Below are 12845 nucleotides of genomic sequence, written 5' to 3' on the forward strand. Positions count from 1 at the left end.
AATTTTCTATTCGGTTTTTATTTGCTAAATTAGGTGCTTATATACGTATAAGTATTATATAAAAAACACTTAGTAAGAAATTTAAAAATAATTTACTCTATTCAATAACTCAATACAAATAATAATATCTAAATTAAAAAATACTATTTTAAAGATTATATAGGTTAAATTATGTACTTAAAATTAAAGTTCTCAATATTATTTTTGCTGTTATCCAATTTAACACAAGCCCAAAAAGCAACTTGGGATAAAACTTTACCCACAAAGGAACTAAAGGTTCAAGAAATAAAAAACCAAATCATTGATAAAGAAGAAAAATTATATCAATTAATTGAAAGTTTACATTATAATTCACCTATTTATGATTGGGAAAGCTATATAACATTTGACAGTAAAGAAAAATTACAACTACATATTAATCGTTATCAAAAAATTATAAAAAAAATTAGTCATAATCCCAATCTATTTTCAATTTGCAATGAAATTAACAATTTGAATCATAAAATAAATGCTAAAAAAGAAGATGCCTGCAAGCGTTTAAACAAGGATTTAAGTATGGCTAAAAAAAATGTTAGAAACGCCAAAACTAGATTAAAGGAATTATCTGGAATAGAAGAAAAAGAAAATAATGATGTAAATTCTCACCTAAAAGAAATGGATTTATTGGATGAAGAGATAAGGAATGAATCTGAAAAAAGCAAAACCATTTCTAATAAGCTAGATGCTTTAAATGGAAATAACAAAATTAGTTCAATTGATGACTTCTTAGCTACTACTAATAATACACCTACCGACTTTCTTTCTGAACAAGAAAATAATAATATTGATGACTTTTTAAGCGATTCTAGAGAGGACTCTAGTGACGATTTTTTAAGTGAAGCAAACAATAGTACAGATTTTAAAATCACTACAAAAAACAATTTACAAGGCGTAGTTAATACTAAAGGAGATATTTTAATCCCTTTTAAAAACTGGGAAATTTTAGAGTACAAACAAGGCATTGCTAAAGTTTCAATTGTAGTAAAAGAGAAAAATTTTGGAACAAAAGAATCTCCTTATTTGTATTTAAGTACAATCTATAAAATAGGATTTGTGGATGCATCTGGGAATTTAATTAATGAATTTACTTTAAAATCAAAAAGAATAAAAAGACGCTCTTATAAGGTTACTGGACTATACCTTCTACATGATGATTATAAGAGAGATAAAAGAAAAGAGGAATATGAAAAAAATCAAAAAAGACTTAAAGAAAAACAAGCTTTAAATAGGGCAAAAGAATGGGAATTAAATCAGATATACCAATGAAAAAAATCACAATACTTACCTTCTTTTTTCTAATTTCACAAATTAGTTTTGGACAATTAGATAATGTTACCAAGAACAAAATTAAAGCTTATTATTTTACAGCAGAAGAGCTTTACAACAATGGGGCTTACTCTAAAGCATTAGACAAGTTAGAGAGTTTAGAAGAACTGTCTAAAGGTATTAAATTAGCAACCTCTCAAAATTTAAAGGTTAAAATATTAGTAAAACAAAACGAATTAATAAAAGCTAAACAAGAGTTAGAAATTCTTTATACCTTAAACCCTTCTAAAGCCATCTTTAAAGATATTGCATCATATTCAAATAAAATTGATGAAGGTATAGAAGCAGAACAAATAATATTAGAAAAAAAACGTGAACAAGAAAGAATAGAGAGTGTTATGCTGTCTACTGGTACAACACGGTCTGAATATGATGAACTTACGAAGCTATCAATTTCTCAAGGAGGCAATGGGTTATTTAATACTGAAGATGTAAAACAACTTAGAGAAAATAAGAGAATAGCTAGGATAAAATTAGAAGATGAAGAGAAACAAAAAATAAGAGAACAAAATAAAATTGATCAAAGTAATTGGGATAAAACTCTTAGCATAAAAACTGAAGAATCTTTTAATAAATATTTAAGCAACTCCAATAACACGCTATATAGGCTTGAAGCAAAAAAATATCTGTCTCTTGGCTCTATAAAAAAAATAACTTTGTTACCCAATGGTAAGCTTCCTGAATTAGAACGATATACATATGCAAAAACAGGAAAAGTAACTGAAGAAATGCCCCCTTATTTAAATGTGGCAGACTTTGAAGAATTAAAGTTTTATTTTAATCTTACGAGTATTAAAACACATCGGTTTTACGCTTTGGAAAAATTTCATGAAAATATAAAAGACTTATCAAAGTTAAAGAGTATTACATATTCCTCACAAAAGTTAACCAAATTACCTAATATTTTTGAAAGTTTACCGAATATTACTTTTTTAAATTTCTATGACAATAAATTAACTTCCATACCTAAAAGTATGTGGAAGTTAAAAAAACTTACTAAATTAAATTTAAGTAAGAATAAATTAACTTCTATTTCTGAAAACTTAGGGTATTTAAAAAATCTAACAACTTTAGATTTAGGTCACAACAATATTAGTTCTTTACCCGACTCTTTTAGCAACCTTATTAATCTAAAATATTTACATTTAAGTAAAAACCCAATTAACTCAATACCTGATTTTATTGGAGATTTTAAAAAACTGAAAACATTATACTTAGATCGTACCAATATTCAAAATTTGCCAGAAAATCTCAGTAATATTGATGGACTAACTATCTATTTAGATAAAAACCTATTTTTAAAGTTAAAATCAGATATAAAAAAAATACAGAAGAAAAATTCCACAATAGAAATAAAAAAAATGGATTATTAATATATACATAATTAATTACCAGTCATAGCTAACTTACAAATCCTGAAGCGTATGTACTCGCGGTTTTTCTATTCGGTTTTTATTTGCTAATTAGTTTCTTAATCACGTAACTAACAATATACAAACACTTTACGCGTATTATGAAAAAATATATTCAAAACAAAAAGATTTTACTTACAACTTATAGTTTGGTCTTATTTAGTTTTTATTCTTGCATAACAGGAAAAACGTATTCAGCTAAAATAGCTAAATTTCAACCAAGTTTTTGGGGAGAAATTAAAGAGAATATTGTAAAAGAAGTTATAGATACTACGGTAGTGTTTATTAATGGAAAAGTAAGTGATTATAATAGGCCTGCAGGAGAAGGTGTTGAACTAATTTTTACTAAAAAAGAAAATAACAAGAAATTTAAAACTGTAACCGATTCTATTGGTAATTTTGAAATAGAAGTAGTAAAAGGATCATACGAATTACAGCTAATACCATACATATACGGCAGAACTCCAACCTTAACCTTTGAAAATTTAAATTTTAAATCTGGAGAAAAACGTGAATTGATAATTTATACTGAATCAAATTATGAGACTATAGCAAAAGACACCATTTTTGAGAATAAAAAAGCCTATAAAAAATATACTGAAAGGTAACCATAAATACTACTGACAACAACACCTATAAGCATTACGGATTTTAGTCCTTACTACAAAAGTTTAGTGAATATTTATTAAGTCTACCAAATAATTTTGAATTGGCTTTATTTAGCAATACTAAAATGCTCAAACTAAGTACTTAATAGTAAATTAATTGCTTATTTACTCCTGCACTAACCATATCCAAAACCGTTTTTAAAATATAAATAGTAGATTACTGCTTTTTAATGTACTTTAAAGTTTAAAAACATTTATTTCTTCTCTAAATTTTGGATTTTATAACAAGGGATAATCTCAAAATTAAACGCTTTTAAATAAATAGTAGAACACAAAAAAATGAACAAACATTCAACAGTTTTTTTCACTGAAATCAGTGAGAAATAATGATTGAAGAATATATATTTTTGTGAATGAGACAGTTCACTATGTATCCTTACCAATAATTAAATTTAATGAAAACTAAAATTACGCTTCTATTACTATTAATAACTACAATAGCTGTTGCACAAGAATATAACTCTTTTATGCTAGAACAAATTGAATCTCATGAAAAATTTTCTTACGAAGGTGTTTTTGAACTATTTAATGCACAAAAAGTTGATGCCGAAATAGATCAAAATTACAAATTACCGTGGAACTCTACATTATATACAGAGGCAGACTGTAAAGCAATTCTAGATACATTGGCAAAAAACGGAGCAATAAATATTAAAGAGGGTAGCTTTTCTAATCACGTTTTAGAATTAAATTCACATTTTCCGGAGTTTGCTAAAAATAATTTAATGGATAATTTTAAATTATCTATTAAGGAAAGTAATATTACCAATGAAGATCTAAATTTAAAAATACAAAATAGTGGAACTATTTTCTATGGCTCCAATAGTTCTTCTGTATATAAAAACGGTAGCACAAAATTACACCGTTGGCGCACACTTAATGCTACTTTTAATATTAATACAAACATAAATACAGAAATATACAAGGGCTCAGTAATATTTGAAAGCGGATTTGTTTATGGATATGATTACGTAAAAATTAAAAAATCTGATATTGGAACAAAAATGAAAATTGGCAATTACAAGTTTAAAGTTATTGATGTTATGAATAATACTGTCATATTAGATTTTAAAAACAACATTAACCTTTTAGATTTTGATTTGATTAATTTAAATGAAAATGAGGAACGACTCATTGCAACAAATGGTATGTCATCTGGTGCCAAAACACTTTATAAAGATATATACCAAAAGTTTAAAGAAAACCCAAGCCTATCATTTGACGAATACAAAAAGACATTTCATTCTAAATTTTTAGACCTAATTAAAAGTACTGACTTAAGTAAAGAAGCTAAAGAAAAGTACTTAGGTAAAGAGTATGTTGCTTTTTCGTCATCCACTAAATTAGAAAACGCCTATTTATACCTTCCCAAATATTATTCAAAAACCTTTAAAATTAATTTACCTGACAATTAAAAAGAGATAAGTATTGGCAAATGGCATCAATTATAATTGCCTATTTACATAAAGCTTAATTATTATTTTAAACACATAAACTTAACACCACTCCAAAGCAACATTTATGCATATTATAATTAATAACGCACAATTTAATAAAGAAGATTTAGTTAAATTAATAAATGAAAGTAAATAAAAAGCAATTACACATATAACATCAAAAACCAATATTAGCTTAAAAGACGCCCATAATATAGTTGAAAATTTGAATGATAATCCTAACTACTATGATAATCAGGTATTAGATATTGCAGAAAAAGATTTTTCTACAGAAGAAACCATCACTATTAACGAAGAACCAACGTTCATTATAAATAAAAATTCAACTACCAATAAAGATGCCTTCACATTTACATCTAATAATAAATTAGACCAGATAAAACAAATTAAGGAAAGTTTAAATGTCGATTTAAAAACGGCACAGAAAATTGTAGAGGAGTTACATGAGAAAATGGGTGGTGGAATTGTAAAATATGTAGAAAGCCGTATGGTCAAGGAAAATGGTGAGTATACTACCATTAAAAACGAATTTTTATTGAACGAAATAATCTCTGAAAAGGAGTTTAACACCCTTATTAAAAATGCCAAAAAACAGTAACATTTTAAAATAAAGTTAGCAAGATATTTATGATGTTGAGTTAAACCATAACATAAAACAACGCATTAAACATAGCTAACACACACTACACATTATTAAAATATGAATATAAACAAACTTTTAATAACCTCTTTACTATTAACTTTTACTGCAGGCTTAATGGTATTTATAAAACTAAGCTATTATTTTTGGAGCACACAATTTGATGCCTTAATTTATTTAGCTATAATTTTGGTTTTAATCGCTGTACTATCAGCTTTAACAGCCTTTGTACAATCATCAATACAATTTTACACGACTCAAAAATTTGAATGGAATTGGCTATTTAGTTTTATACTAGTATGTCTATATGCTATTGGGTTTACATACTATTTAATATTTAGCTAATCTTAGAACAACCATTAATTCTAAAATAAAAAAATATCTACATCTATTTTTATGAAAACACTATTTACTTGTCTATTTCTATTAACAACCATTTGCAACGCCCAAAATAGTACAATGAAAAAAACCAACATAACCGATTTAGAAAAATTGAACCTAAAAGGAAACGTAAAGAGTGTAAACGAATTTTCGCAAGTATTACACGTAGATGATGCACCATCTATTGAAAATGTTAAAACGTTTAATACAAACGGATTTTTAACAAATGAAACCATCTATTATCGGGGGAAAGCAAGAAGTACTGAAGAATATACATATTTAGACGGAAAATTAAAAACCAAAGTTGAAACACTATTAACATCCAGTGGCTACACAACTACATACAGATATGACTACAAAGAAAATGAAATTGTAGTAAAAGTTTTTGAAGATGATGAATTAGCAGAGTCGTCGATTAAAAAAATAGATAAAAACAATAACGTTATATACACTAAAGACAGTAACCTATTGTTTAATACCTACTGTGAAAAAACATACAAATACGACAAAAACGACAACCTACTGCTGGTAACCGAAGACTGCTACAATGAAGATGGTAAAAACTACAGCAACACTATAAAATATGAATATAAAGATGCATTACTTGTAAAAATGCAACACTCAAATACAATTACTAATGACAATGTAGGCTTTACAGAGCAATATTATTACAACAACTTAAATGAGTGTACAGAAATAAAAGTTTTTATAGATAACAAATTAGATAGCAAGCAAACCAAAGTATACGATAATGGTCTATTAACAGAACATCATTTTTATGAAAATGATGATGAAATAAAATTTATAAAATACGAGTACGACCAAAAAGAGAATATCACAAAAAAAACTGTTAATGAAGTATCTTCTAATGGAACTGTAACAACTATTTTTACTTTTAAAATTAGCTATCACAACAATTAACTACTGTAAATCAATTTATTGAGAATATAAAAATTGCTAATTATCAATGAAAGATTGTTAAAGCTAAAACAAAGATTCAAACTAAAAACAATTATAAAATTAAGGTGTTATTACTTTTTTTCGTAACCGTTCAATCCATAAATGCTCAAAATTATATAGATTATTATGAGAACGGGAAAAATTAGAAAATAGCCTATGGCCATAAACAAACACGCTAACTTCAATTGTCTTAAATAAATACGTATAAGCAATATACTAAAGATTCTAAATAATATTTGTAACGTTTACTACCACGAGAGTACAAATAATATAGATGTGTGTACCAATAATATATCTTGAACAGAATAGACATCAAAAAAAATAAATAATTAAAATCTTTATGAAAAAAAATAAAAAACTACCCATTGGAATTGCTATTGGAATAGGAATAGGAACCGCTGTTGGTGTTGCAACAGATAATCTGGGACTATGGCTTAGTGTTGGAATAGCTGTTGGAGTTGGAATAGGAACTACACTTGATAAAAAAAATAAATCGGAAGAAAGCAATAGACCTTAAAAACAAGTTTAGCTAATGAAAGAAATTTTAATTTGCTAAACTAGGTGCTTAACTATCTAAATAACCTAACACAACCAAAAAGTATACAACATCCGAAAATTTGTATAAGCGTTTAAGCCTATTACTACCTCATCTTTGCAATGTTATTTTAATCTATAAAAAAACAGACAGCAATGAAAGCAAATAAATTTGGCAAAAATGGTTGGACACCAGAAAGAATTGATGATTTAAGCGGTAAAACATTTGTTATAACAGGCACAACAAGCGGAACCGGATTTGAAGCAGCTAAAATATTGCTGTCTAAAAATGCTAAAGTGGTAATGCTTAACAGAAACCCTAAAAAGGCTGATGATACTATACAAACTTTAAAGCAAGAAGTTGGTAGCCATAGCAATGTTATAAATATTACTTTAGACCTATCAATACAAGCCTCTGTAAAAAAAGCTGCCCAAGAGGTGCTTAACACCGTTACTAAAATTGATGCGTTAATTTGTAATGCTGCAATTGCACAAGTACCAAAACATACGCTAACAATAGATGGTTGGGAAAGTCAAATGGGCACCAATTACTATGGAAATTGGACATTACAAGCTTTGTTGTTTCCGCTTATAGAAAAATCTAACGGGCGCATTGTAACTGTTGGTAGTATGGGGTATAATATGGGAATTAAAACCATAAAATTTAATGATTTAAATTGGAATAAAGATTATACACCTAACAATGCGTACAGTCAAAGTAAATTAGCACAAATAATGTCAATTTACGAACTACAAGATAGGTTAAAAGAAGCTGGCAAAACTAACGTTAAGGCCTATGCTTGCCACCCAGGAGCATCAAGAACAAACTTAATTAACACAAGCGGAAGCTTACTTATGCGCTTTATGTTTTTTCTAATGAAACCATTTACACAATCTGCAGAAAAAGGTGCTTACCCGCAATTAATGTGTGCTACAGAAGAAAATTTAGACCAAACTGGTTTTTACGGCCCTACAGGAAGAAGCAATTGGGTTGGCCTTGTTGGCGCACATAAGTTAGAACCACACGCTAAAGACAAAGCGGTTTCTAAAAAATTATGGGAACTTTCTGAGAAAGAGACAGGTGTAAAATGGAATATTTAAATTTGTAGTATGCAACATTTTAAAACATTATCTGCTTATTTAGATTATTTAGAGCTACCAAGTCCAGAGCATCCAATGCTTAGTGTTTTTAACTCTAAAGGAAATGGTAATTTACCGTGCCCTAAAGAGAGCTCGCCGCCAATTACAAACGATTGTTATTCTATTAGCTTTAAAAAGTTTGTAAAAGGAAAATTAAATTATGGGCGTACAAAGTATGATTTTACTAATGGTGCTTTATTTTTTATTGCTCCAAGGCAAGTTTTACAATGGGATAGTAGCGTGGTTTTTGAGCAAAAAGGTTTTTCTATAAATTTTCATGAAGATTTTATTAAAGGTACAGAGTTAGCGCAGCAAATAAAAAACTATGGTTTCTTTTCTTACTCTGTTAATGAGGCATTGCATCTTTCTCCTAAAGAAGAAAAACAAATGGAATTAATAGCTTCCGCCATAGAAATTGAATATCAAAACAACCAAGATGCGTTTAGTAAAGACATTATTATTTCTCAACTAAGCACGCTTTTAAAGTATGCTAACAGGTTTTATGAAAGACAGTTTTTAAACAGAAAAGAGTTCTCTACCTCTTTATTAGAACAATTTAACAGGCAAATATCTACCTATTTAGAAACTGGTCTACTGCAAGAGAAAGGAATACCCAGCATAGAACAAATAGCAAGTAAAATGTTAGTGTCTCAACGTTATTTAAGTGACACTCTAAAAAAAGAAACTGGCAAAACTACTACAGAACATTTACACCTGCATTTAATAGATGAGGCAAAAAATATACTATTACAACCAAATAAAAGTATTTCTGAGGTTGCTTATGAGTTAGGGTTTGAATATCCGCCTTACTTTTCTAGGTTATTTAAAAAGAAAGAAGGTATAAGTCCAACACAATACAGAGAAAAATATAAACTTAATTAAAGTATGGAACTATTAAAATTAGCAACAGAATGGGCAAAAGCAGAAGTGTTCTCTACACGTTTTTTTATTTTATTTGCCTTCTTATTTTTAATTGCAAGTATTGGTTTTTGGCAATTAGGAAAAACCGATTTAGCAAAGGCATACATTATTCCTACTTTGGTAGCCGGTGTATTGCTTATGACTATAGGACTTGGTCTATTTTTCACCAACAAATCTAGAATAACACAATTTAAAAAAGCATTTACTACAAATGCAGCTGCTTTTTATGAGTCTGAAATTGAACGTACAGAAAGCACGTTAAAAGAATATACCGTTGTATTTAAAGTTATCCCTATTTTAATAGTTGTTGCCGCATTGGTAATGTTATTTATTACAACACCTATTTGGCGTGCCATTAGCATTACTACTGTTGCTATGCTTATTGTAATTTTATTGGTAGATGGCACAGCTTATGCAAGAATTGAAACTTACCACAAAGAGCTAAAACTACTGAATAATAACAGTTGAAAACGAAAAATAAATTATTAATTTTCTAATAACTATTAATTAATCTGCCTATCATTTTTGCCAACTAACTTTGGTTTTTGTTCGTATTAACTTAAACCAAATTTTAAAATGAAAAACCTACTTACACTAAAAACAATAACTTTAATTATTGTTTTAGGCAACCTGCAATTTGTTTTAGCACAAGATGCTAACCATATGAATAAGCAAAGAAGATATGATGAAGTCTCTTGGCTTATTACCCACAATGCTAATAATAATGATACTGATGCTCCACAAGGCTTTTTTGGCTGCTTAGGAGGAAGAAACCAAAGCAAAGGCATAAAGGCTCAATTACAAAGTGGCGTTAGAAGCTTTATGGTAGACATACACAGGGTAAACGGAGAATTAAGACTAAAACATGGGTCTCCTAATATGTGTATGATGGATGCTAAGGATTTTAATAATATAATGGAAGAATGGTTAAGAAATCATCCATTGGATATAATAACACTTCACATACAAACAGGAGCTAATTTAGGAATAAGTGGTTTAGATGATATTTTTTACGGCAGAAGAACGGGTTACAAAAACATATCTAACTACATATACAACCACAGTACTTTTGTTAGCGCTAGCAGACCTGCAAATTCTGGCTCAGATACCTACCCTACAATTCAAGAAATGATTACTAAAAACAAAAGGTTAGTTATTTTTACAGAAACAAACTACAATAGTAATCTTTATAGATATGAGTTTTCACACACAGTACAAAACCCTTATAGAGCAAGTCAGGTGTCACAATTATGGGATACAAATAAATTTATAGCAGACAGAGGCGTAGACCACAAAACCATACTAACCGTAAACCATTTTGCAGGAGACGCACCAACATACAACGCAGACAAAAATAAATCTAGAGATGCCAATAAAGACGTGAGTAAAAAAGCGGTAACTGCTTGGTTTCAATTTGGTCATAGGCCTTCTATAGCCGTAGATTATTATAGTTTATCTAATGGTAACGGAACCATACCACAAATTAATGAGGTAAACACTTTTAATGAGGTAAGAGGTAAATTTACAGATCCCAGTAACACATCAAAACACATAAGAGATGTAAATGTGTACTTAGCTGAACTTGTAAACGGCCAATGGAAAAAAGTAAAAAATGTAGCATATAATGGAGTAAGAGCTAAATGGCATTTATTTTATTCTTTTCCTGCAAGACCAAACGACAATAGAGCGCTGTTTTTTGAACATCCTAACTATAATTTTTCACCAAGATTTATTAAAATTGGAGATTATGATGGTGCACAAAGCAAAACATTTACCATAAACATAACTGCCAATCAAAAAAGCGCCTCAAGATCTTTTGTACAAACTACCAAATTAGATCCACTGGCAGTATACCCAAATCCGTCAACAAATGGGACTCTAACATTTAAATACAATACAGAAAAGCCTAAAACTCTTATACTAGATTTGTATGATTTAAACGGACAACATATTAAAAACGTAACTCATAAAACAGTTACAGGAGAAAATGAATTGCAATGGAATTCTAATGGTTTAAAAGGAATTTTTATTCTTAAAGGAAAATTAGGAAAAGAAACTATTAGTAAAAAAATACTATTTAAATAGTTAAGTAAAAGCAAGTATACAGTTAGGTATAAATATTAAAATTTATGCTTAACCGTATACTTTATAATACAATCAAAAATTTATATAAACTAACACGCAACCAACTATTAAAAATGATAAAAAAAAGCATAACAACCATTTTAATTTTCACTGCATTTATAACAACTTTTTTAGGCTGTAATGAGAGTGACGATAACAATACTGAACCCAATGAAAATATAATTAAGATTGAAGATGCTAAATTATTTGATTTTCCATTATTTGGTATTACACCAATTTCTATAGAAATAATACAACCTACCATTATAGATAATAAGGAAACAGTATATGGTGAAATTAATATTGTAGTGCCAAACTCCGTTTCTTTAAGTAAAATTGCTGCTACCTTTACGTCAAATGAATTGAACTTGAGTAAATTTAATGTTTTACCTGGCAACACCTCCTCACTAAATTATGAAACACAAAATCACATATACACTGTAGTAAATGTGTTAGATGAATCAGAAGAACTCTTACATTACACTGTAAATATTAAAAAAGAAGTAATACAAACACCACCTACACTTACAGTAACAGATTTTAAGTTTGAAGCAAGTAAAAATTCGCAATTAACTAACGATGTTACCATTGAAAAACGAGTAGATGATGTAAACAGCCAAACAATTTATTTATTTGTTCCTACTGGCACAGATTTTTCTAATTTAACACCAACGGCAACATTTGATGCTGAAGATGTTTTTTATACACAAGACTCCTCTATTTCAATAACAGATGTAAATACAGCATACCCTACTACAGAAACTAGTTTTGATTTTTCTTACCCAAAAAGATTTATTATTGTATTGAGAGATGATGCAAATAATACTATAAAATGGGTAAATGTATTTGTTGATGTAAAAAACCCTGTGGCAATAGAGAATACAGATATTACTACGCCAGATATAACAACAACAGCAAGTTCAACTTCTTTTAGAGGTATTACTACATGGAAAAATGTTGGGAATCATATCTTAGAATTTAATATGGCAACTACCTATGAAAATAAAATACCTACTTCTGATATAGACTTTATTACAGCAAGAAGAAATTTTACTTCAATTGGCCTTGCTCCTAAAGAAAGTGCTGACATAAACGTGTTAGTGATAAAAGATTTACCAGTAGGTGAATACAAATCTACAGCTGTGTTCCATTCAAAATTTGTTAATCATGAAGCAACAGCAGATTTAATACAGCCAGTTAAACTTAATATTACTACAAATGTTACAAATTAAATTTTTAAAAC

12 protein-coding genes are annotated in these 12845 nt (G+C 28.5%); all 12 read left to right on the forward strand.

Annotated features, from left to right (window positions below; translation table 11 throughout):
- Nucleotides 1–171: 171 nt before the first annotated feature.
- Nucleotides 172–1305 carry a hypothetical protein gene (locus JM80_RS01935; protein ID WP_144709078.1) on the forward strand — a complete coding sequence of 378 codons (1134 nt, stop codon included), beginning with the start codon at nt 172–174 and terminating at the stop codon, nt 1303–1305.
- A complete protein-coding gene (locus tag JM80_RS01940) occupies nt 1278–2738 on the forward strand; it encodes a leucine-rich repeat domain-containing protein (RefSeq protein WP_013621289.1) in 1461 nt (486 codons plus the stop codon). Before JM80_RS01935 ends, JM80_RS01940 begins: the two co-directional genes overlap by 28 nt.
- Nucleotides 2739–2878: 140 nt before the next feature.
- On the forward strand, nt 2879–3385 hold the full coding sequence (locus JM80_RS01945) for a carboxypeptidase regulatory-like domain-containing protein (RefSeq protein ID WP_144709079.1): 507 nt from the start codon (nt 2879–2881) through the stop codon (nt 3383–3385).
- 455 nt (nt 3386–3840) lie between these two features.
- Nucleotides 3841–4860: a hypothetical protein gene (locus JM80_RS01950; protein WP_013621282.1), complete on the forward strand. Its 1020-nt coding sequence runs from the start codon at nt 3841–3843 to the stop codon at nt 4858–4860.
- 247 nt (nt 4861–5107) lie between these two features.
- A complete protein-coding gene (locus JM80_RS01955) occupies nt 5108–5500 on the forward strand; it encodes a hypothetical protein (protein WP_144709080.1) in 393 nt (130 codons plus the stop codon).
- A gap of 501 nt (nt 5501–6001) precedes the next feature.
- Nucleotides 6002–6844, forward strand: a complete 843-nt coding sequence (locus tag JM80_RS01965; protein ID WP_075695001.1) for a hypothetical protein — start codon at nt 6002–6004, stop codon at nt 6842–6844.
- Nucleotides 6845–7223: 379 nt separating this feature from the next.
- Nucleotides 7224–7400 carry a hypothetical protein gene (locus JM80_RS16395; protein WP_186439742.1) on the forward strand — a complete coding sequence of 59 codons (177 nt, stop codon included), beginning with the start codon at nt 7224–7226 and terminating at the stop codon, nt 7398–7400.
- Nucleotides 7401–7573: 173 nt separating this feature from the next.
- Nucleotides 7574–8518, forward strand: a complete 945-nt coding sequence (locus JM80_RS01970) for an SDR family oxidoreductase (protein ID WP_144709081.1) — start codon at nt 7574–7576, stop codon at nt 8516–8518.
- A 9-nt stretch (nt 8519–8527) separates the two neighbouring features.
- Entirely contained in the window at nt 8528–9439 is a 912-nt protein-coding gene (locus JM80_RS01975) for an AraC family transcriptional regulator (RefSeq protein ID WP_013621276.1), read from the forward strand.
- 3 nt (nt 9440–9442) lie between these two features.
- Nucleotides 9443–9946 carry a hypothetical protein gene (locus JM80_RS01980; RefSeq protein WP_013621275.1) on the forward strand — a complete coding sequence of 168 codons (504 nt, stop codon included), beginning with the start codon at nt 9443–9445 and terminating at the stop codon, nt 9944–9946.
- 108 nt (nt 9947–10054) lie between these two features.
- Nucleotides 10055–11563, forward strand: a complete 1509-nt coding sequence (locus tag JM80_RS01985; RefSeq protein WP_144709082.1) for a T9SS type A sorting domain-containing protein — start codon at nt 10055–10057, stop codon at nt 11561–11563.
- 113 nt (nt 11564–11676) lie between these two features.
- The gene (locus JM80_RS01990) at nt 11677–12834 is read left to right on the forward strand and encodes a hypothetical protein (protein ID WP_144709083.1); all 1158 of its coding nucleotides are present in this window, start codon (nt 11677–11679) and stop codon (nt 12832–12834) included.
- Nucleotides 12835–12845 lie beyond the last annotated feature (11 nt).

It is taken from the genome of Cellulophaga sp. RHA_52, from assembly GCF_007827205.1.
GTDB lineage: Bacteria > Bacteroidota > Bacteroidia > Flavobacteriales > Flavobacteriaceae > Cellulophaga > Cellulophaga lytica.

Bases quoted from the DNA above. Each gene is read 5' to 3' on its own strand.
- JM80_RS01945 (WP_144709079.1), top strand. From the start codon at position 2,879: ATGAAAAAATATATTCAAAACAAAAAGATTTTACTTACAACTTATAGT.
- JM80_RS01965 (WP_075695001.1), top strand. From the start codon at position 6,002: ATGAAAAAAACCAACATAACCGATTTAGAAAAATTGAACCTAAAAGGA.
- JM80_RS01950 (WP_013621282.1), top strand. From the start codon at position 3,841: ATGAAAACTAAAATTACGCTTCTATTACTATTAATAACTACAATAGCT.
- JM80_RS01975 (WP_013621276.1), top strand. From the start codon at position 8,528: ATGCAACATTTTAAAACATTATCTGCTTATTTAGATTATTTAGAGCTA.
- JM80_RS16395 (WP_186439742.1), top strand. From the start codon at position 7,224: ATGAAAAAAAATAAAAAACTACCCATTGGAATTGCTATTGGAATAGGA.
- JM80_RS01940 (WP_013621289.1), top strand. From the start codon at position 1,278: ATGGGAATTAAATCAGATATACCAATGAAAAAAATCACAATACTTACC.
- JM80_RS01990 (WP_144709083.1), top strand. From the start codon at position 11,677: ATGATAAAAAAAAGCATAACAACCATTTTAATTTTCACTGCATTTATA.
- JM80_RS01980 (WP_013621275.1), top strand. From the start codon at position 9,443: ATGGAACTATTAAAATTAGCAACAGAATGGGCAAAAGCAGAAGTGTTC.
- JM80_RS01985 (WP_144709082.1), top strand. From the start codon at position 10,055: ATGAAAAACCTACTTACACTAAAAACAATAACTTTAATTATTGTTTTA.
- JM80_RS01970 (WP_144709081.1), top strand. From the start codon at position 7,574: ATGAAAGCAAATAAATTTGGCAAAAATGGTTGGACACCAGAAAGAATT.
- JM80_RS01935 (WP_144709078.1), top strand. From the start codon at position 172: ATGTACTTAAAATTAAAGTTCTCAATATTATTTTTGCTGTTATCCAAT.